Annotated in this window: 20 protein-coding genes and 5 tRNA genes; 22 read left to right on the top strand and 3 right to left on the bottom strand. The window is 57.3% G+C overall.

Annotated elements, in window-relative coordinates; genetic code table 11:
* Window positions 1-34 precede the first annotated feature (34 nt).
* The 3 genes from H586_RS0114795 to H586_RS0114785 are packed head-to-tail and all read left to right on the top strand — an operon-like array spanning window position 35 to window position 1835.
* Window positions 35-790: an urease accessory protein UreH domain-containing protein gene (locus tag H586_RS0114795; RefSeq protein WP_027182434.1), complete on the top strand. Its 756-nt coding sequence runs from the start codon at window positions 35-37 to the stop codon at window positions 788-790.
* A gap of 56 nt (window positions 791-846) precedes the next feature.
* Window positions 847-1263, top strand: a complete 417-nt coding sequence (locus H586_RS0114790; protein WP_011368746.1) for a MarR family winged helix-turn-helix transcriptional regulator — start codon at window positions 847-849, stop codon at window positions 1261-1263.
* Window positions 1263-1835: a manganese efflux pump MntP gene (locus H586_RS0114785; protein ID WP_011368747.1), complete on the top strand. Its 573-nt coding sequence runs from the start codon at window positions 1263-1265 to the stop codon at window positions 1833-1835. Before H586_RS0114790 ends, H586_RS0114785 begins: the two co-directional genes overlap by 1 nt.
* Window positions 1836-1927: 92 nt before the next feature.
* Here the strand turns inward: H586_RS0114785 and H586_RS19455 are convergent, their stop codons facing one another.
* The 3 genes from H586_RS19455 to H586_RS0114765 all read right to left on the bottom strand — a co-directional run bounded on the left by H586_RS19455 (window position 1928) and on the right by H586_RS0114765 (window position 4427).
* A complete protein-coding gene (locus tag H586_RS19455) occupies window positions 1928-3127 on the bottom strand; it encodes a carbonic anhydrase (RefSeq protein WP_081701869.1) in 1200 nt (399 codons plus the stop codon).
* Window positions 3128-3365: 238 nt separating this feature from the next.
* A complete protein-coding gene (locus tag H586_RS0114770) occupies window positions 3366-3581 on the bottom strand; it encodes a hypothetical protein (RefSeq protein ID WP_027182433.1) in 216 nt (71 codons plus the stop codon).
* A 96-nt stretch (window positions 3582-3677) separates the two neighbouring features.
* A complete protein-coding gene (locus H586_RS0114765; RefSeq protein ID WP_011368750.1) occupies window positions 3678-4427 on the bottom strand; it encodes a TlyA family RNA methyltransferase in 750 nt (249 codons plus the stop codon).
* A gap of 220 nt (window positions 4428-4647) precedes the next feature.
* Here H586_RS0114765 and rpmE point away from each other — a divergent pair, with 220 nt between their 5' ends.
* From rpmE to rpoB, 19 genes are all read left to right on the top strand, one after another.
* Window positions 4648-4857 (top strand): 50S ribosomal protein L31, encoded by a 210-nt coding sequence (rpmE, locus tag H586_RS0114760; RefSeq protein ID WP_011368751.1) that lies wholly within the window; start codon window positions 4648-4650, stop codon window positions 4855-4857.
* A 214-nt stretch (window positions 4858-5071) separates the two neighbouring features.
* Window positions 5072-5995 (top strand): DUF1385 domain-containing protein, encoded by a 924-nt coding sequence (locus H586_RS0114755; protein WP_148204249.1) that lies wholly within the window; start codon window positions 5072-5074, stop codon window positions 5993-5995.
* A gap of 5 nt (window positions 5996-6000) precedes the next feature.
* A complete protein-coding gene (gene prfA / locus H586_RS0114750) occupies window positions 6001-7074 on the top strand; it encodes a peptide chain release factor 1 (RefSeq protein ID WP_011368753.1) in 1074 nt (357 codons plus the stop codon).
* 2 nt (window positions 7075-7076) lie between these two features.
* Window positions 7077-7970 (top strand): peptide chain release factor N(5)-glutamine methyltransferase, encoded by an 894-nt coding sequence (gene prmC / locus H586_RS0114745; protein WP_027182431.1) that lies wholly within the window; start codon window positions 7077-7079, stop codon window positions 7968-7970.
* A 136-nt stretch (window positions 7971-8106) separates the two neighbouring features.
* Window positions 8107-9024, top strand: a complete 918-nt coding sequence (gene lpxC, locus H586_RS0114740) for a UDP-3-O-acyl-N-acetylglucosamine deacetylase (RefSeq protein ID WP_011368755.1) — start codon at window positions 8107-8109, stop codon at window positions 9022-9024.
* A 187-nt stretch (window positions 9025-9211) separates the two neighbouring features.
* A tRNA-Thr gene (locus tag H586_RS0114735) sits at window positions 9212-9287 on the top strand.
* Window positions 9288-9292: 5 nt separating this feature from the next.
* A tRNA-Tyr gene (locus H586_RS0114730) sits at window positions 9293-9378 on the top strand.
* Between the two features lie 52 nt (window positions 9379-9430).
* Window positions 9431-9507, top strand: a tRNA-Gly gene (locus H586_RS0114725).
* Window positions 9508-9543: 36 nt separating this feature from the next.
* Window positions 9544-9619 (top strand) — tRNA-Thr (locus tag H586_RS0114720).
* Window positions 9620-9667: 48 nt separating this feature from the next.
* Complete coding sequence (tuf, locus tag H586_RS0114715; RefSeq protein WP_011368756.1) at window positions 9668-10861, top strand: elongation factor Tu; 1194 nt, start codon at window positions 9668-9670, stop codon at window positions 10859-10861.
* Between the two features lie 4 nt (window positions 10862-10865).
* On the top strand, window positions 10866-11015 hold the full coding sequence (gene rpmG / locus H586_RS0114710) for a 50S ribosomal protein L33 (RefSeq protein WP_011368757.1): 150 nt from the start codon (window positions 10866-10868) through the stop codon (window positions 11013-11015).
* A 16-nt stretch (window positions 11016-11031) separates the two neighbouring features.
* Window positions 11032-11108: transfer RNA gene (locus tag H586_RS0114705), tRNA-Trp, on the top strand.
* A 24-nt stretch (window positions 11109-11132) separates the two neighbouring features.
* Window positions 11133-11384 (top strand): preprotein translocase subunit SecE, encoded by a 252-nt coding sequence (gene secE, locus H586_RS0114700; RefSeq protein WP_011368758.1) that lies wholly within the window; start codon window positions 11133-11135, stop codon window positions 11382-11384.
* Window positions 11385-11395: 11 nt separating this feature from the next.
* Window positions 11396-11950 carry a transcription termination/antitermination protein NusG gene (gene nusG / locus H586_RS0114695; RefSeq protein WP_011368759.1) on the top strand — a complete coding sequence of 185 codons (555 nt, stop codon included), beginning with the start codon at window positions 11396-11398 and terminating at the stop codon, window positions 11948-11950.
* Between the two features lie 57 nt (window positions 11951-12007).
* On the top strand, window positions 12008-12430 hold the full coding sequence (gene rplK / locus H586_RS0114690; protein WP_011368760.1) for a 50S ribosomal protein L11: 423 nt from the start codon (window positions 12008-12010) through the stop codon (window positions 12428-12430).
* A 95-nt stretch (window positions 12431-12525) separates the two neighbouring features.
* Complete coding sequence (gene rplA, locus H586_RS0114685; RefSeq protein WP_011368761.1) at window positions 12526-13233, top strand: 50S ribosomal protein L1; 708 nt, start codon at window positions 12526-12528, stop codon at window positions 13231-13233.
* Between the two features lie 176 nt (window positions 13234-13409).
* On the top strand, window positions 13410-13931 hold the full coding sequence (rplJ, locus tag H586_RS0114680) for a 50S ribosomal protein L10 (protein WP_011368762.1): 522 nt from the start codon (window positions 13410-13412) through the stop codon (window positions 13929-13931).
* 39 nt (window positions 13932-13970) lie between these two features.
* Complete coding sequence (gene rplL, locus H586_RS0114675) at window positions 13971-14354, top strand: 50S ribosomal protein L7/L12 (protein WP_011368763.1); 384 nt, start codon at window positions 13971-13973, stop codon at window positions 14352-14354.
* 493 nt (window positions 14355-14847) lie between these two features.
* Entirely contained in the window at window positions 14848-18975 is a 4128-nt protein-coding gene (gene rpoB, locus H586_RS0114670) for a DNA-directed RNA polymerase subunit beta (RefSeq protein WP_011368764.1), read from the top strand.
* Window positions 18976-19076: the final 101 nt, after the last annotated feature.

Raw genomic sequence — 19076 nt, 5'->3', positions numbered from 1 at the left:
TTGAAAGCCAAACAAAACTTACAAAGGTACACCTATGGACACAATTTTTCTGGTGGCGCTGCAAAGCAGTCTGTTTCTGGGCCTGATACACGGAGTAAACCCCTGCGGACATTCATGGGTTGTGCTGGCCCCGTTTGTGGCGGGCGAACACAGAGGCAGCCGTGTTGCGCTGCTCACCGCGTCGTTTTTCGGCGGCACCGCACTGGCATGTCTGGCCATCGGGGCATCGCTGGGAGCAGTTTCTGCCGGTATTCCCCAGCATATCAAAGAAGTGACCGACACGGTCACGGCGCTGGTGCTTGTCGTGCTGGGGCTGGTGCTGATCATAAAACCCGGCCTGCTGCACAGTCACAGCCATGAGCACGGGGACGGTCATGAACATCACCATGACCATGATCATGCCCATCATCATGAACATGACGGGAAAGACCACCACGGGCACAGCCGCGGGAGCAGTGCGTGCTCCTGCTCCGCACCGGCTCTTTCGCGCTGGCAAAAGGCAGGAGCGGCCGGTCTGTTTGTCATCGGCTTCATGAACATGATCGTACCGTGCCCCACAGTGGCCATCATGTACAAATACGCGCTCGACTCCGGCAGCATCGGCGCCAGCACGGCCGTTTTTGCCAGTTATGCACTGGGTACCGGTCTCAGCCTTGCCGTTGTCATATTTGCCATCTATAAGGTGACCACCATGATGCGCACCCTGCGCAGACCGTGGGTGGAACCGCTTATCATGCGCACAGCCGGTGCGCTGACGGTATTTTTCGGCGTATTCAGCTATTTTCATTAACATTCAACACAGAAACCGCGTTGTCACCGGCATTGCGGCATATCTGGCAGGGCATAATGACTGCTTCTTCAGACCTCAATCACGCCATTGTCGAATTTTATGAAAAGCTTTCTTCATGGGAGCACTGCGTTGTGCGGGACAAGGGGCTTACCCTGCCCCAGATGCACACGCTGGAAATTCTGGGCATACACCGCGCCATGCGCATGAAAGAACTGGCATCAAAAATGGGGGTGACCACAGGCACACTGACCGTGCTGGTGGACAGGCTGGAAGAGAGAGGTCTGGTGCAGCGCAGCCCGCACATGACGGACCGCCGGTCCATCATGGTGGAACTGACCGACAGCGGCCGTACCGAATTTGAAGAACACGACCGCCTGCACATACGGCTGACAGAAGAAATCTGCGCCGGATTGTCCGATGAAGACAAAGACGCTCTGCTGCGCTGTCTGCTTTCCATGAACAGGATGTTCTGATGGAAACACCGGCACTGCTTGCACTGGCTGTGGCGCTGGCCATGGATGCACTGGCGGTGGCTGTGGCCACCGGATGCAGACTACGCACGGTATCGGCCCGTCAGACGCTTCGTCTGGCATGGCATTTCGGCCTTTTTCAGGCTGCCATGCCCATTGCGGGGTGGTTTATGGGACAGGGCATACGAAGCTTTGTGGATGCCTGGGCGCACTGGATAGCCTTCGGCCTGCTGGCGTTCATCGGGCTGAAAATGCTCAAGGAAGCCTTTGAACACGACGACGCGGAATGCGGCATGGCCGACCCCACCAGAGGAACGTCGCTCATCATGCTTTCCGTGGCCACCAGCATAGACGCGCTGGCCGTGGGCGTAACACTTTCCATGCTGGGGCTGTCCATATGGATGCCCGCCGCGGTCATCGGGCTTGTCTGTCTGGGGCTGACCGCCGCAGGTGTGCAGCTGGGCAGAGTACTGGCCGCGTCATCAGCGCTTTCGCGGTATGCGGAAATACTGGGCGGCGCAGTGCTGCTGGGTATTGGTTTTAAAATTCTGCACGAAAGCGGCGTGTTCGGCTGACCATTCCCGTGCTGTCAGCGGCATGAACGACACAAAAACGCCGGACTCCTCTGCGGAGTCCGGCGTTTTATCTGTATACGGAACCGGCGGGGCTACTGCTGCGCCTGAGCGGCCTGTGCAGCCAGTGCAGCGGCTTCGGCGGCACGGGCGGCTTCTCCCGCGGCCTCGGCAGCCTTTGCGGCAGCTTCGGCGGCAACCTGTGCGGCCTTGCCCGCCATTTCAGCCTGTTCCAGCGCAGCCTGTGCATGAATGGCCATGGTGTCGCGGGCCATCTGACCGGGGCAGGGCACTGCGGCTTCCTGCGTCACGGTCTCTTCGCCTGCGTCTGTGGCGTTGGCTGCGGGAACCTCAACGGCTTCAACGGTTTCAACCTCTGCGCCGGAACCGGAAGATCCGGCGGCGTCTTCTGCAGCATCAGCAGCGTGTTCAGCTTCGGATACGGCCTGTTCATTTTCTGCTGCAGCAGCGGGCGCGCCGTCATGGTCCGGCTGTGCGGCGCCAGCCCCGGAAGCCATGGCTTCCATCGCACGGGCGGGGTCTGCTTCCACTGCGGCAAGAATTTCATCCACGCGGGCGGCGGGCAGCCATTCAACATTGCCGGTGGACACATCGTATACGGCTCCGACAACAGCCACCTTGCCGGATTTTACCAGATCTCTGGTGGCGGGGCTCAGCATGAAAAGATTACGGATGTTCTGCCAGACATTATTTTCAATGCCGAAGGGCACCAGATCCGCACCGTGCACATCGGGGTGTTCCTGCATGGCCTGCTGCACGGCAGGAATGACGGGCTTGACCAGACCGGGGATATTGCGTTCCAGCGCATGACCGTGTCCTTCCAGCGCTGCGGTCACGGCGGTCACGGCACCGCACTGGGTATGTCCCAGCACCACCAGCACAGGGGTTTTCACATGGGCCAGACCATATTCAATGGAACCGGCTTCGTCGCCCTGCACTACGTTGCCGGCCACACGCACCACAAAAATATCCATGACTCCGGCATCAAACAGGCGTTCCACGGGCACGCGTGAGTCAGAACAGGCCAGTACTGTGGCGTATGCATGATCGCCCTGACTTTCCGTGCCGGCCTGCGCCAGACGCGCGGCATCAGTCCGGGGGTGCACAGCTTCGCCGGCTGCAAAACGTTCGTTGCCCTGTCTGAGGGCTTTCAGCGCAGCTTCGGGCGTACGTTCCACCGTGCTGTCACTGCTGCACGAAAACGCACCGAAAATAAGAAACAAAGCCACCAGTCCAAGGGCAGCCAGCAGGGTTTTCCGCGATTTGAAAATCATGCCTCTCTCCTTCATTCATGCTGTATGTGTGTGTCGGAAATGCTGTCCGCGCCACCCCGGATGCCGCCGGAGGGTGGCCGCCGCGAAAAACAGAAAACGACCTGTTCTCCGGCCTCCTGCGCATGACGCAGCATGATGCAACGTGGCGGTATTGCAGCAGGAGACAAAAAACTCATACTATTCCTGCTGCATCTGGGCAATCAGTTTGCGCAGGCATGCGGCCATGCCGGAAGATCATTCACAGCGGCAGCGGATTCCGCCAGTCTGTCTGCCCGGCGTCTCCATGGCCTCTTTCAGGCTTTCCGCTTCCGTCTGGAATCATGCCGTCCATCTGCATGGAAAAGGAAATGTCGTGGGTGGAACCGGTAACATACAGGGAAAGACCGGCCAGAGCCGCTGATACCAACAGAATGGCCACCAGTGAAAGCTCTGTCGCTATACTGCGGATACGCATTGCCGCCTCCTGCCTGACAATCAAAGAATATGGCAGGAATCATACGGCAAAACCGGCGTGAGGCTCAAAGACGAGGCAGCTGGCCCCGCAATGTTATCATGGCAGCCGCAGGCAGGCGATGTATTCCTGATTGCCCTTCGGCCCTTTGATGGCCGAAGGCACCACCCCCTGCACGGTCAGCCCCAGCTGGTCGCGGGCAAAGTCGAGCACTTTGTCCACCGCCTGCCTGCGCAGTGCCTCATCGCGCACAACGCCTTTGACGGTCTGACCGGCTCCCACCTCGAACTGCGGCTTGACAAGCGCAGCCACCACTCCTCCCTTGCGCAGAAAACGCAGGCAGGCGGGCAGAATGAGCGTAAGCGAAATGAACGAAACATCCGCCACGATAATATCTACCTGTTCCGGCAGCAGATCGTCCGGCGCCGTCCGCAAGTTGACCCCTTCCATGCTTACCACGCGGCTGTCGGAGCGCATGCGCTCGTGCAGCTGGTTTTTACCCACATCAACGGCATACACCCGCGCCGCCCCGTGCTGCAGCAGACAGTCGGTGAAGCCGCCGGTGGAAGCACCCGCATCCAGCGCCACCATACCCTGCACATCCAGTCCGAATGTCTCTATGGCGGTAAGCAGCTTGTACGCGCCGCGGCTGACAAACCGCTCCACACCTTTCAGCTCCATATGCCAGCAGGCGTCATAGCGCGTGCCCGGCTTGCCCACCGGTTCAGGCTCTGCCCCGGGGCGCAGCACATACACCTTGCCCGCCATGATAAGCCGTTTGGCCTGTTCGCGGCTTTCTGCCAGTCCCTGTTCATAAACCAGTTGATCTGCGCGTTCCTTACGGGGCATACTCTTTCCTTGACAATCATCGTTTTCGGGCTTAGGTGCTGCAGGCGCAGCTGCGTGAAAAAATCTGCACGCCACCTCTGTGCGCGGCACAGGGTAACAGTGCAGAACGCCGCTGACTACTACACCAGCACGGTGGGGGGCTCAAGAAAAAAGCTTGCCAACATCGCCGCAGAAGCGTATTGGCAACGGTTCAGCACTTCCCGTGTTAAGGAGAATTTTCATGAAAGACAATATCCATCCCACCGTGTACAAGGCCAAACTCGTATGCGCCTGCGGCAACGAAATCGACACCACCTCCACCAAGGGTGAAGTGGTAAACGTGGAAATCTGCTCCAGCTGCCACCCGTTCTACACCGGCAAGCAGCGCTTTGTGGACACCGCCGGCCGTATTGACCGTTTCCGCAAAAAATACGCCAAGTTCAGCAAGTAGCACGTTTTCCCAGCCGACAAAGAGGTTGCCGGCCTCGCCGGTCGGTGATTCTTCCTCCCCGGGCATACGCGCACGCGTGTTCCCGGGGAGAAGCATTCCTAGCCTGCTTCACGCGGGGGAAAACGTGATACAGAATACCCGCCGTTTTTCCGGCGCTCTCGGCCGTCTGCTCCTTTCCCGTTCCGCCTGCACCACCGTCGGCGGTCAGGCCGTCATGGAAGGAGTGATGATGCGCAGCAAAGAGCGTCTTGCCATTGCTGTACGTCGCCCCGACGGCACCATTGTAGTGGAACGCCGTCCGTGGTTCAGCCTTACCCGCACGTCATGGCTCGCCCGTCCGTGGGTCCGCGGTTTTCCCATTCTGGTGGAAACCATGGTCAACGGTATAAAAGCGCTCAACTTTTCCGCCATGCAGGCAGCTGAAGGCGGCGAAGAGGAAGAAGAGCTCAAGCCGTGGCATCTTGTTGCCACACTGGCTGTTTCCATTGCCATGGCACTGGGGCTTTTCGTTGTGCTGCCGCACCTTTTCACCATGTGCATGACATGGCTGGGGCTGGCCGGCGAGGTGGAAGGCGTTTCGTTCCACATATGGGACGGCCTTTTCAAGTTTTTGATATTTATAGGCTATATACTGGCCATATCCTTTGTGCCAGATATCCGCAGAGTGTTTCAGTATCACGGTGCGGAGCACAAGGTCATATGGGCCTACGAACAGGGCGGGCCGGTCACCCCCTCTTCCGCCATTCTGCGCAGCCGGCTGCACCCGCGGTGCGGCACCACGTTTCTGCTTTTTGTGCTGTCCATATCCATCATACTGCATACGGTTCTCGTACCGCTTATTCTCATGGTCTGGACACCCGCAGGCACCGTGCCCAAGCATGCATTCATCATTGCAGTCAAGCTGCTGCTGATGCTGCCCATCAGCGCCATGGCGTACGAAATAATCAAAGTGGCAGCACGGCTTGAGGGCACCATTACCGGCAGAATACTGAGCGCCCCCGGCATGCTGCTGCAGATGCTGACCACGCACGAACCGGACGAACGCCAGATAGAAGTGGCCATAGTGGCGCTGCGCGAAGCACTGGGCCCGGACGCCGGTGAAGAAATCACGACGCCAGAATACACCTATTCGGAGTAATTTCGATGTTTGCCAAGCTTGAGCACCTGGAACGTCAGTTTGAAGATCTGGAGCAGCAGCTCAGTTCGCCGGAAGTTTTCGGCGATCAGGAACGCTACCGCAAACTGACAAAAGCACACTCCGATCTCAAAGAGATTGTGGAGGTTTTCCGCGTCTACCGCCAGCTGAATGAAGAACTGGCAGGTAACAAGGAAATGCTGCGTGACAGCGACCCCGAAATTCAGGCCATGGCCAGAGAGGAAATCGACGCCATTGAAAAGCGTCTGCCCGAAATGGAACATGAGCTGAAGCTGCTGCTGCTGCCCAAGGACCCGCTGGATGAAAAGAACGTGGTTCTGGAAATACGGGCCGGCACCGGCGGTGAAGAAGCAGCCCTGTTCGCTGCCGACCTTTTCCGCATGTACCTGCGCTATGCCGAAGACATGGGCTGGCGCGTGGAAGTGCTGAGCAGCTCGGAAACCGACTCCGGCGGCTTCAAGGAAATTATCGGGCTTATTTCCGGCGATAAAGTTTACAGCCGCATGAAATTTGAATCCGGAACCCACAGAGTGCAGCGCGTGCCCGCCACCGAAACGCAGGGGCGTATCCATACGTCCGCAGCCACGGTTGCCGTTATGCCCGAAGCCGACGAAGTGGAACTGGACATGAAGCCCGAAGATCTGCGTTTTGACGTCTACCGTTCTTCCGGCCCCGGCGGCCAGTCTGTGAACACCACCGACTCCGCCGTGCGCGTGACGCATATCCCCACGGGCATCACCGTGGCGTGTCAGGATGAAAAATCGCAGCACAAAAACAAGGCGAAAGGGCTTAAGATTCTTGCCTCCCGCCTGCTGCAGGCTCAGGAAGACAAACGGCACGAAGAACTGGCAGAACAGCGCCGCAGCCTTGTGGGCACGGGGGACAGATCGGGCCGCATACGCACCTACAATTTCCCGCAGGGGCGCATAACTGACCACCGTATCAACCTCACCCTGTACAAGCTGGACGCGTTCATGGAAGGTCAGATAGGCGACATGCTCGATGCCCTGATCACCCACGCTCAGACCGAAGCTCTCAAGGCGCAGGCCAACGTGCATTAATCATGTGCACCAGCGTTACCCCCGCTTCCCGCACCATCCGCGACACTCTTACCGCCTTCTCGGCCCTGCTGGCCGGGAAGGCGGTTGATTCTCCGCGGCTTTCCGCCGAGCTGCTGCTTGCGCACGTGCTGCGCACCGACAGGCTGCAGCTGCTTGTCCGGCGCGGGCACATGCTGACAGAAAAAGAATACGCACAGGCGGAAAAACTCATCCTGCGCAGAGCGGCGGGAGAACCTGTGGCCTACCTGACGGGCAGCCGCGAATTCTACGGCAGGGAATTTGCTGTCTCGGCGGACACGCTCATCCCCCGTCCGGACACAGAGCTGCTGATAGACACGCTGAAAAAGGAATACCCGCCGCACGCCGCACTGCGGTTTGCCGATCTGGGCACCGGCAGCGGATGCATTGCCGTCAGCGTTGCAGCCGAGATGCCCTCGGCGCACGGCACTGCGGTGGATATCAGCTCCGGAGCGCTGCACACCGCCAGGGAAAACGCGGCACGGCACCGCGTTGCCGACAGGGTAGCCTTTGTGCAGGCAGACTTCACCTCACCTCTTTTCCGACCCGCATCATTCGACGTGGTGCTTTCCAATCCGCCCTATGTCAGCGCCACGGAATACGAGACGCTCAGCCCCGAAGTGCGCTGCCACGAACCGCAAAGGGCGCTGGTACCTGACACGCCGGCTTCCACCGGGCTGGAACACGCGGCGGCCCTGCTGCCGCTGGCTTTCGGCTGGCTGAAACCGGGAGGACTCTTCCTTATGGAATTCGGCTGGAAACAAGGCCCCGACATCATGGCCATGGTCAAAGCGCAACATGGACAGTGGACCGTTGCGGTCATCCTGCAGGACCTTGCGGGCAGAGACAGAGCCTTGTACGCACGTCGTTGTGATTGATGTAAAAAAACCACATGGTGTAAAAAACACACAGTTGCGGCACAGCCTGTCTGAAAAAACATCTCATAAAATCAGCTGACTACAACCAATACCGCAACGGCACGATTATTGCTTTATCGATGGCACCGGAGGGTTTATGAACCAGACCACCATCAAAAAAACCATCGGATGCTCGGGCATCGGACTGCACAGCGGCAAAGTGGTCAGACTGACACTGCGCCCCGCCCCCGAAGACACCGGCATCGTATTTCATATCCGCACAGAAGACGGCGTACACCGCCTTACCCCCAGACCTGACGATGTCATCGCCACCGGTCTTGCCACCACACTGGGCCTCAACGGCTCGTCCGTAGCCACGGTGGAACATCTGCTGGCCGCCATACGCGGCATGCAGATTGACAACATCCAGATAGACATCGAAGGCAACGAAATCCCCATCATGGACGGCAGCGCCGCATCTTTCGTTTTTCTGCTGAAGGATGCAGGCATCGCGCGGCAGAACAAGCCGCGACAGGTCTACCGCATCAAAAAGCCGGTGACCTACGAACGTGACGGCAAGTGGATAAAAGCCGCACCGCATGACGGACTGCGCATCGAATACACCATAGAATTCGACCACCCGGCCATCGGCAGACAGTCCATGGACATCGAAGTCACCCCCGAAGCATTCGCGGGCATCATCGCCAAAGCACGCACATTCGGCTTTCTGCGCGAAGTGGAGTACCTGCACAGCAACGGTCTGGCGCTGGGCGGCTCTCTGGACAACGCCATAGTTCTGGATGAATACAATGTGCTCAACGAAGACGGCCTCCGCTTCGATGACGAGTTCGTGCGCCATAAAATTCTCGACTTCATCGGAGACATGGCACTGCTGGGCGCCCCGCTGCAGGGGCATTTTCAGGTTCATTGCTCCGGCCATGCCCTTAATAACGGCTTTTTGCGCACCATAAGCGAGCACGAAGAACTCTACCTGAAAAGAGTGGAGCTCTCGGAAACGGCACAGCGCGAGCACGCCGTTGAGGCAGCACCCGCAGGAACGCCTGTAGCTGCTTAGCCGTACTCCGGCACAATGCACAGAAAAAAGCCGTCCGTCGCCGGACGGCTTTTTCAATATCCGGAACCGGCCATCATAAAAAAGTGAACAAAAACAGGCTCAATACATCAAAAAACAAAAAAAACGCAATTTCCTGCATTTTTCGCTTGCGTTTTCTTCGGGGCACGTATAGATACTCAACCTCGTTGCTGGCGTAGCTCAACTGGCAGAGCAGCTGATTTGTAATCAGCCGGTTGCGGGTTCGAGTCCCATCGCCAGCTCCATAAGTGGAGGGGTTCCCGAGTGGCCAAAGGGAACAGACTGTAAATCTGTCGTCGGAAGACTTCGGAGGTTCAAATCCTCCCCCCTCCACCACCCTAAGCTCAAGAGCTGTAGGAGACGTAAGTCGGAGAACTACGGCACAATAGCGGGAATAGCTCAATTGGCTAGAGCATCAGCCTTCCAAGCTGAGGGTTGCGAGTTCGAGTCTCGTTTCCCGCTCCATCCAGCCAGAGTTCTCCCTATAGCTATTTACGATTGGCCCACGTAGCTCAGTAGGTAGAGCGCGTCCTTGGTAAGGACGAGGTCAGCAGTTCAATTCTGCTCGTGGGCTCCATATTTTTTTTAGTTCCTAACTGAAAAAAAACGCCAGGGAGAATTACTCATGGGTAAGGAAAAATTTGAACGTACTAAGCCGCATGTTAACATCGGCACCATCGGTCACATCGACCACGGCAAAACCACTCTGACCGCAGCAATCACCAAGATTGCCAGCCTCAAGATGGGTTCCAAAGCAGTTGCCTACGACGAAATCGACAAGGCTCCTGAAGAAAAGGAACGCGGTATCACCATTGCTACCGCTCACGTGGAATACGAGACCACTCTGCGTCACTATGCCCACGTGGACTGCCCCGGTCACGCTGACTACATCAAGAACATGATCACCGGTGCTGCTCAGATGGACGGCGCAATCATCGTTGTTGCCGCCACCGACGGTCCCATGCCCCAGACCCGTGAGCACATCCTGCTTGCCCGTCAGGTCGGCGTGCCCAGCATCGTCGTGTTCCTGAACAAGTGCGACATGGTTGACGACGAAGAACTGCTCGAACTGGTTGAGCTTGAAGTTCGCGAACTGCTGTCCAGCTACGACTTCCCCGGCGACGACACCCCGGTTATCCGTGGTTCCGCCCTGAAGGCTCTGGAATGCGACAGCGCAGACGATGACGCTGCAAAGCCCATCCTTGAGCTGCTGGATGCATGCGACAGCTACATCCCCGAGCCCGAGCGCGACACCGACAAGCCCTTCCTGATGCCCATCGAAGACGTGTTCTCGATCTCCGGCCGCGGTACCGTTGTTACCGGCCGTGTTGAGCGTGGCATTATCAAGGTCGGCGAGCAGATCGAAATCGTTGGTATCAAAGATACCATGACCACCACCTGCACCGGTGTTGAAATGTTCCGCAAGCTGCTTGACCAGGGTCAGGCCGGCGACAACGTGGGCGTGCTGCTGCGCGGTGTGAAGCGTGATGATGTTGAGCGTGGTCAGGTTCTGGCTGCTCCCAAAAGCATCACTCCTCACAAGAAGTTCAAGGCAGAAGTGTACGTGCTCTCCAAGGAAGAAGGCGGCCGTCATACTCCGTTCTTCTCCGGCTACCGTCCCCAGTTCTACTTCCGTACCACTGATATCACCGGTATCATCGGTCTGGAAGAAGGCGTGGAAATGGTTATGCCCGGTGACAACGCCACCTTCATCGTGGAACTCATTCACCCCGTCGCCATGGAACAGGGCCTGCGCTTCGCTATCCGCGAAGGTGGCCGTACCGTAGGCGCAGGTGTTGTTTCCGAGATTCTGGAGTAATATCATGCGCGTGAATATTCAGCTGGCCTGCACTGAGTGCAAGCGGCGCAATTACGCGACTAATAAGAACAAGAAGAACACTACCGGCCGTCTGGAAGTGAAAAAGTATTGCCCTTGGGATAAGAAGCATACTCTTCACCGCGAGACCAAGTAGGTAGTCTTCATAACGCAGGGCAGTAGCTCCAACGGCTAGAGCGGCGGTCTCCAAAACCGCATGTTGGGGGTTCGAATCCCTCCTGCCCTGCCATTTCTTCTTGAGTTAGAGGCGATCATGGCGAAAAAACATCACAAGGCTGAAAAAGCTAGCGCCGACGCCGCTAACACCGGTGTGGGTTCCAAGCTCACTCAGTTCAAAGAATTCCTCGAAGAATCCAAAGTCGAGATTCGCAAGGTCACCTGGCCTTCACGAAAAGAGACTACGGCCACCAGCATAGCTGTTCTGGTCCTGGTCTTTGTCATGTCCCTTTTTCTTGGAATCGTGGATCTTGGCCTCACTCGGATCGTGGAATTCATTCTTTCCTAGCGGGGGTTCCAATGACCGAGCCGACCACTCCCCAAACCAAAGCCCGCTGGTACATCGTCCACACCTATTCCGGCTTTGAGCAGCGCGTCGAGCAGACGATCAGGCAGATGATCCGCACCGGCGAAGCGCAAGACCTCATCGAAGAAGTCGTTGTTCCCACCGAAAAGGTTATCGAACTGGTCAAGGGCGAAAAACGCACCTCGACGCGCAAGTTCTACCCCGGTTACATCATGGTCAAAATGATCATGACCGACTTCTCCTGGCACCTTGTGCAGAACATCAATCGCGTTACCGGGTTTGTCGGCGGCAAAAACCGCCCCACCCCCATGCGAGACAGTGAAGCCGAGCGCATTCTGGCCATGATGGAGTCCCGCCAGGAACAGCCGCGACCCAAGTTCAACTTTGAACGCGGTGACGATGTCAGGGTCATAGACGGCCCGTTCGGCGGCTTCAACGGCGTAGTGGAAGACGTTAATTACGACAAGGGCAAGCTGAGGGTGTCCGTATCCATCTTCGGCCGCCAAACACCTGTTGAGCTGGATTTCGTTCAGGTCAACAAGGGTTAGTGACACCGATGCGATTCACCGTTCACCCGAACGGTGATACCCATAGAGGTTACAGCAATGGCTAAGAAAGAAATAGCAAAGATCAAACTTCAGATTCAGGCAGGCGCAGCGAATCCCTCTCCGCCTGTTGGCCCCGCACTGGGTCAGCACGGCCTGAACATCATGGAGTTCTGCAAGGCGTTCAACGCCCGGACTCAGGATCAGAAAGGCATGGTGATTCCCGTAGTGATCACCGCATATGCCGACCGTTCCTTCACGTTCATCACCAAAACTCCCCCCGCCTCGGTTCTGCTGGCCAAGGCCGCCAAGGTCGCCAAGGGTTCCGGAGAACCCAACAAGACCAAGGTCGGTTCCGTGACCATGGAACAGGTGGAAGAAATCGCCAAGTTGAAGATGCCTGACCTTTCTGCCAAAGATCTGCCCGGTGCCGTGAAAACGATCGCAGGTACCGCACGCAGCATGGGCATTGACGTCAAGTAGCATTCCTTAATCAACATTACTGCCGCTTGCCGGATACTCCGGCATTTTATTCCAGTGATCAAGCGGCAGGAGATTATAAGAAGGGGTGGGTAATCATGCCCAAGCACGGAAAAAAATACCGCAAGGCAACCGACGGAACCGACCTCGCAGTCCGTTTCTCGGTAGAGGACGCGGTTGCAAAGTCCCTCGAAGCCTCGTTTGCCAAATTTGACGAAACCGTTGACGTAGCAATCTGTCTCGGTGTCGACCCCAAGTACTCCGACCAGATGGTCCGCGGTGCTGTAACCCTGCCCAACGGCCTTGGTAAGACTGTTCGCGTTGCTGTTTTCTGCAAAGGCGAAAAGCAGGCCGAAGCCCGTGAAGCAGGCGCCGACATCGTTGGTGCAGAAGACCTGGTCGAACAGGTGAAAGGCGGCATGCTGGATTTTGACAGCGCCATCGCCACTCCTGACGTCATGGCTCTTGTGGGCCAGATCGGCCGGGTGCTCGGCCCCCGTGGTCTGATGCCCAACGCCAAGACCGGTACCGTCACCTTTGACGTGGCCAAGGCTGTTTCCGAAGTGAAAGCCGGCCGTGTGGAGTTCAAGGTAGACAAAGCCGGCGTGCTGCACGCACCGCTCGGCAAGGTCTCCTTCGGCCCCCAGAAAATTGCGGAGAACCTCAAGGCCCTGCTCGATACCGTTCAGCGCCTGAAGCCTTCTTCCGCCAAGGGCACCTACATGAAGACCATGTCGGTTTCCACCACCATGGGCCCCGGCTTCAAGGTGGACCCCAACGACATCAGACGCTTCCTCGAAGGCTAGTCCTTCCGGAAGTCGCCATATCAGGCTTGGGCAACTGCGGTTGCCCAAGCTTTGTTGACAATTGGACAGGAAATTCGAGTCGAAGAAAGCAGGTAGGCCTACGGCCGTAATACCCTGCCGAGACATCTCCTTCGCTCGGCATTTCCACTAGGCACCCTTAGCTTTAAGGAGAATCCATGAAAAGGTCTGAAAAAGCTGCAATTATCGAACAGCTGAAGGCAAAAGCCGACGCTGCTCCCATTGCAGTTGTGACCGATTTCAAGGGTATGCCGGTGGAAGAGCTGACCCGTCTCAGAGTTAAGCTGCGCGAAAGCGGCGGCGACTACACCGTAGTCAAAAACACTCTGGCGCGGATCGCCCTTACCGGCGGCACGCACGACGTTCTCAAGGATAACTTCTCTGAGAACTGCGGCGTGGCCTTTGGGTCGGAAGATCCCGTGGCCGTGGCTAAGGCGCTCGTTGAATTCCGTAAGGGAAGCAAGCTGTTTGCCATCCGTTTTGGCAGCCTCGAGGGCCAGTTCCTCGACGACAAACAGCTTGATGCTCTTGCCAAGCTGCCCGGTAAGCAGGAACTGCTCGCCAAGGCACTGGGCACAATGAACGCTGTTCCCACGAACTTTGTCTGCCTCTTCGCAAACCTTCTGCGCAACTTCCTGTACGCTCTCAAGGCCATTCAGGAACAGAAAGAAGCAGCTTAACCGCTCAAGACACATTTTATTACTATCAGGAGATTACAGATGTCCGATATCACCAAAGAACAAGTTGTTGAATTCATCGCCGGCATGACCGTTCTCGAACTGTCCGAGTTCATCAAGGAACTGGAAGAAAAGTTCGGCGTTTCCGCTGCCGCTCCTGTGGCTGCCATGGCTGCTGCTCCTGCTGAAGCCGCTGCTCCCGCAGAAGAAGAAAAGACCGAATTTGACGTGATCCTGAAGAGCCCCGGCGCCAACAAGATCGCTGTCATCAAGGTTGTGCGCGCTCTGACCGGCCTGGGTCTGAAGGAAGCCAAAGAAAAAGTTGACGGCACTCCCTCCACCCTGAAGGAAGCCGTGTCCAAGGACGACGCTGAAGAAGCTGCAAAGCAGCTGAAAGAAGCCGGTGCCGAAGTCGAAGTGAAGTAAATTCGGCTTTGTCGCCGTTACGGCGAATTAAAGGCGCGGGCACTTGTCACATGTGCCCGCGCCTCTTCTGCTTTCGGGCACGTCAAATTACGTACAAAACGACTTGCACTCAGAAAAGATTTAGACTATCATATAAATTTGGTTAACCAATCTCCACTCTGTGTAAGCACTTCTGTATCGGGCGGTACATTGCTTCCCCAAAAAGCACACCCAACTACCCGAATTCATATTACATCAGGTGATGGCAACGCAGTAGCCGCCGTCACCCGTTCTTTCGTGCTCAACGATTTTCACGGTCGTTTTGCTTTTTGTTCTGTGCCAACAGGTAGTAACACCTGTCATTGCGTCGCATCAAGTCTTACGACCGACGACATAGCGTGCCACGGGCAGCAGCCTGCCCGCGTCACCGAACATTCCGGGCCTGCCGGGCGTCCCGCTTGCTCGTATCGCGGATTGCCGCTTCCGGAAAAACGTCTCTTTCTGAGGTGAAAAAATGGGCCAGCTCACAAAAAAATTCGGCAAGATCGAAGTCACTCTTCCGATTCCGCACCTGCTCAATCTTCAGGTCGACTCGTACAAGAAGTTCCTGCAGGAAGGCGCGGCCGCTCTTGCTCCTGACGAGGGGCTTGAGGGTGTGTTCAGATCTGTGTTCCCCATCGAGGATTTCAACAGAACCGCTAGCCTTGAGTATGTCAGCTACGAAATAGGCGAGCCCAAATACGATCAGGCCGAATGCATCTCCAAGGGTCTGACCTATGAGGCTCCTATCCGTATCAAGGTGCGTCTGGTCGTGTACGATGTGGACGAAGACTCTGAAAACCGCACCATCAGGGACATCAAGGAACAGGATATCTATTTCGGCACTCTGCCGCTGATGACGGAAAAAGGCACCTTTATCATAAATGGTACCGAGCGTGTCATCGTCAACCAGCTGCAGCGTTCTCCCGGCATCATCTTTGAGCATGACGCCGGCAAGACCCATTCCAGCCGCAAGGTGCTGTACAGCTGCCGCGTTATCCCCATGCGCGGTTCCTGGCTTGATTTCGACTACGACCATAAAGATATACTCTACGTCCGCATCGACCGCCGCCGCAAAATGCCCGCCACCATCCTTTTCAAGGCCATGGGCATGAGCCGCTCTGACATTCTGGAGTACTTCTACAAAAAAGAATACTACACGCTTGAAGACGACGGCCGTCTGATGTGGGAACTGGACAAAGACCTGTACCGCAAGGACGTGGCCTATGCCGATGTGGCCGACGGCGAAGGCAAGGTCATCGCCAAGGCCGGCAAACCCTACACCAAGCGTTCGTGGCGCCTGATGCTCGAAGCAGGCATTCCCGCGGTTGAAGTCGCCCCCGACTACATCGCAGGCATGTTTCTGGCCGAAGACATCGTGGACGAAGCAACCGGCGAAGTGCTGGCAGAAGCCGCCGACGAGATCACTCTTGACCTCATCGACCGTCTGCGTGAATGCAGCATCAAGCGCGTGCCCGTGCTGCACACCAAAGGCAGCGACACGTCTTCCTCCATCCGCGACACCCTGCTGCTCGACAAAACTGCCGATCAGGAACAGGCCCGTGTGGAAATTTACCGCAGGCTGCGTCCCAGCTCGCCCCCCACACCCGAGATTGCCAGCACGTTCTTCGAGAACCTGTTCCGCAATCCCGATTATTACGACCTGTCGCCCGTGGGACGGTACAAGCTCAACCAGCGTCTGGGTCTGACCACCACGCAGGAACGCGTGCTGACCGATGAAGACATCCTTACCGCCATCCGTGTGCTCAACCACCTGAAGGACACACACGGCCCCGCGGACGATATCGACCATCTGGGCAACCGCCGCGTGCGTCCTGTGGGTGAACTGGTGGAAAACCAGTACCGCATCGGCCTTGTGCGCATGGAACGTGCCATCAAGGAACGCATGAGCCTGCAGGAAGTCTCCACGCTGATGCCGCACGATCTCATCAACCCCAAGCCTGTGCAGGCAGTGCTGAAGGAATTCTTCGGCACCTCGCAGCTGTCGCAGTTTATGGACCAGACCAACGCCCTTTCCGAAGTGACGCACAAGCGGCGTCTTTCCGCTCTGGGCCCCGGCGGTCTTACCCGCGAACGCGCAGGCTTTGAAGTGCGTGACGTGCATACGTCGCACTACGGCCGCATCTGCCCCATTGAAACTCCTGAAGGTCCGAACATCGGCCTTATCGTTTCGCTGACCACCTATGCCAAGGTGAACGACTTCGGTTTCATCGAAACCCCGTACCGCGTTGTGCGCGACGGACAGGTGACCGACGAGGTCAAATACCTCGACGCATCCAGCGAACACGGCGAAGTGGTGGCGCAGGCCAACGCGCGTCTTGATGGCGATCACCGGTTCGTGGACGAATTCGTAACCACCCGTGTGCGTGGCGACGTTATCATGTCCCCGCGCGAAGAAGTCACCCTCATGGACATTTCGCCCAGCCAGATGGTTTCCATCTCCGCTGCGCTGATTCCGTTCCTTGAGCATGACGACGCCAACCGCGCACTCATGGGCTCCAACATGCAGCGTCAGGCAGTTCCGCTGCTGCGCAGCACCAAGCCCATCGTGGGTACCGGTATGGAAGCGGACGTGGCCCGCGACTCCGGTGCATGTATCATCGCAGAGGCAGACGGTGTCGTGCGCTACGCCGACGCAGACCGCATCGTGGTTTCCTACGAAGGCGACCTGTACCCCAGGACGGGGGGCGTGCGTTCGTACGACCTGCAGAAATATCACAAGTCCAACCAGAGTTCGTGCTTCGGACAAAAGCCCCTCGTAAGCCGCGGTCAGGTTATCCGCAAAGGTGACGTGCTGGCTGACGGTCCCGGTATCGAAGACGGCGAACTGGCGCTGGGTAAAAACCTTGTGGTGGCTTTCATGCCCTGGTGCGGTTACAACTTCGAAGACTCCATCCTCATCTCCGAACGCTGCGTGAAGGAAGATGTCTTCACCTCCGTGCACATCGAGGAATTTGAAGTTGTCGCCCGTGACACCAAGCTGGGCCCCGAAGAAATCACCCGCGATATTCCCAACGTGGGCGAAGACATGCTGCGCAACCTTGACGGCAGCGGCATTATCCGCATCGGCGCCAATGTAAAGCCCGATGACATTCTGGTGGGCAAAATCACTCCCAAGGGTGAAACACAGCTTACGCCGGAAGAAAAACTGCTGCGCGCCATCTTCGGTGAAAAGGCCCGCGACGTGAAAAACACGTCGCTGAAGGTTCCGCCGGGAATCGAAGGTACTGTCATCGACGTCAAGCTGTTCAACCGCCGTTCCGGCGAAAAGGACGAGCGCACGCGCAACATCGAAGATTACGAGCTGGCACGGCTGGATCAGAAAGAGAAAGATCACATCCGCGCACTGACCGAAACCACCCGTGAAAAGCTGGCACCCGTTGTGGTGGGCAAGCAGCTTGCTTACGGACTGGCCGGGCAGAAAAAAGGCGAAGTCATCGCCGAGGCAGGCCAGACCCTGACCGCGGAAATGCTTGAAGGTCTGCCGGTGAAGAAGCTCTCCGGCCTCTTCAAGAGCAAAGACACCAACGAGGCCGTACAGCAGGCGCTGGAATCATACGATCGTCAGATCGAGTTCATCAACGCCATGTACGAATCCAAGCGTGAAAAAGTGACCGAAGGCGACGACCTGCCCCCCGGCGTCATCAAGATGGCCAAAGTGCACATCGCCGTTAAGCGTAAGCTGAACGTGGGTGACAAAATGGCAGGCCGCCACGGTAACAAGGGTGTCGTATCCTGCATACTGCCGCAGGAAGACATGCCCTTCTTCGCCGACGGCCGCCCCGTGGACATCGTGCTCAACCCGCTGGGCGTTCCCTCCCGTATGAACATCGGGCAGATTATGGAAACGCACCTGGGCTGGGCCGCAAAGGAAATGGGCCGCAAACTGGCGCTGATGCTGGAACACGGTCAGGATCTTGCGTCCGTGCGCGAACAGGTGAAAACAGTGTTCGCGTCCGATGCCATTTCCTCCGAGGTGGACAACATGGACGACGAGACCTTTGTCCGGTCCGTGCGCAGACTGCGCGACGGCATTGTGACCAAGACTCCCGTGTTCGACGGTGCCACCGAAGAGCAAATCTGGAGCTGGATGGAGCAGGCAGGGCTTGCCAACGACGGCAAAACCGAGCTGTACGACGGCCGCACCGGTGTCCGGTTCCACAACCGTGTCACCACGGGTGTCATGTACATCCTTAAGCTGCACCACCTTGTTGACGAAAAAATCCACGCCCGTTCCACCGGCCCCTACTCGCTTGTCACCCAGCAGCCGCTGGGCGGTAAGGCTCAGTTCGGCGGCCAGCGTCTGGGTGAAATGGAAGTGTGGGCACTGGAAGCATACGGTGCCGCATATCTGTTGCAGGAATTCCTCACGGTCAAGTCCGACGACGTGACCGGCCGAGTGAAGATGTACGAAAAGGTCGTGAAGGGTGACAACTTCCTTGAAGCAGGTCTGCCCGAGTCCTTCAACGTTCTGGTGAAGGAACTCATGTCTCTGGGCCTTGACGTCACCCTGCATCAGGAAGAAGGCAAAAAACGCACCAAGCGTGCGGGAATGACCTTCGGCGACGGCACCAGCTACTAGCAAATACGGCAACGGGGCGGCCCGCACAGGGCCGCCCTGTCTGAATACAGGATTTTATCGCGCCAAGCGCGACGAGAAACCCGCTGCAATTCAACTTTGGT

Origin of the sequence: Oleidesulfovibrio alaskensis DSM 16109 (assembly GCF_000482745.1) — a bacterium.
GTDB classification, from domain to species: domain Bacteria; phylum Desulfobacterota; class Desulfovibrionia; order Desulfovibrionales; family Desulfovibrionaceae; genus Oleidesulfovibrio; species Oleidesulfovibrio alaskensis.
This window is presented reverse-complemented; position numbering and strand designations above follow the sequence as displayed.

Excerpts from the sequence above, each read along its gene's own strand:
- H586_RS0114795 (WP_027182434.1), top strand. The coding sequence starts at position 35 with ATGGACACAATTTTTCTGGTGGCGCTGCAAAGCAGTCTGTTTCTGGGC.
- H586_RS0114790 (WP_011368746.1), top strand. The coding sequence starts at position 847 with ATGACTGCTTCTTCAGACCTCAATCACGCCATTGTCGAATTTTATGAA.
- H586_RS0114785 (WP_011368747.1), top strand. The coding sequence starts at position 1,263 with ATGGAAACACCGGCACTGCTTGCACTGGCTGTGGCGCTGGCCATGGAT.
- H586_RS19455 (WP_081701869.1), bottom strand. The coding sequence starts at position 3,127 with ATGATTTTCAAATCGCGGAAAACCCTGCTGGCTGCCCTTGGACTGGTG.
- H586_RS0114770 (WP_027182433.1), bottom strand. The coding sequence starts at position 3,581 with ATGCGTATCCGCAGTATAGCGACAGAGCTTTCACTGGTGGCCATTCTG.
- H586_RS0114765 (WP_011368750.1), bottom strand. The coding sequence starts at position 4,427 with ATGCCCCGTAAGGAACGCGCAGATCAACTGGTTTATGAACAGGGACTG.
- rpmE (WP_011368751.1), top strand. The coding sequence starts at position 4,648 with ATGAAAGACAATATCCATCCCACCGTGTACAAGGCCAAACTCGTATGC.
- H586_RS0114755 (WP_148204249.1), top strand. The coding sequence starts at position 5,072 with ATGGAAGGAGTGATGATGCGCAGCAAAGAGCGTCTTGCCATTGCTGTA.
- prfA (WP_011368753.1), top strand. The coding sequence starts at position 6,001 with ATGTTTGCCAAGCTTGAGCACCTGGAACGTCAGTTTGAAGATCTGGAG.
- prmC (WP_027182431.1), top strand. The coding sequence starts at position 7,077 with ATGTGCACCAGCGTTACCCCCGCTTCCCGCACCATCCGCGACACTCTT.
- lpxC (WP_011368755.1), top strand. The coding sequence starts at position 8,107 with ATGAACCAGACCACCATCAAAAAAACCATCGGATGCTCGGGCATCGGA.
- tuf (WP_011368756.1), top strand. The coding sequence starts at position 9,668 with ATGGGTAAGGAAAAATTTGAACGTACTAAGCCGCATGTTAACATCGGC.
- rpmG (WP_011368757.1), top strand. The coding sequence starts at position 10,866 with ATGCGCGTGAATATTCAGCTGGCCTGCACTGAGTGCAAGCGGCGCAAT.
- secE (WP_011368758.1), top strand. The coding sequence starts at position 11,133 with ATGGCGAAAAAACATCACAAGGCTGAAAAAGCTAGCGCCGACGCCGCT.
- nusG (WP_011368759.1), top strand. The coding sequence starts at position 11,396 with ATGACCGAGCCGACCACTCCCCAAACCAAAGCCCGCTGGTACATCGTC.
- rplK (WP_011368760.1), top strand. The coding sequence starts at position 12,008 with ATGGCTAAGAAAGAAATAGCAAAGATCAAACTTCAGATTCAGGCAGGC.
- rplA (WP_011368761.1), top strand. The coding sequence starts at position 12,526 with ATGCCCAAGCACGGAAAAAAATACCGCAAGGCAACCGACGGAACCGAC.
- rplJ (WP_011368762.1), top strand. The coding sequence starts at position 13,410 with ATGAAAAGGTCTGAAAAAGCTGCAATTATCGAACAGCTGAAGGCAAAA.
- rplL (WP_011368763.1), top strand. The coding sequence starts at position 13,971 with ATGTCCGATATCACCAAAGAACAAGTTGTTGAATTCATCGCCGGCATG.
- rpoB (WP_011368764.1), top strand. The coding sequence starts at position 14,848 with ATGGGCCAGCTCACAAAAAAATTCGGCAAGATCGAAGTCACTCTTCCG.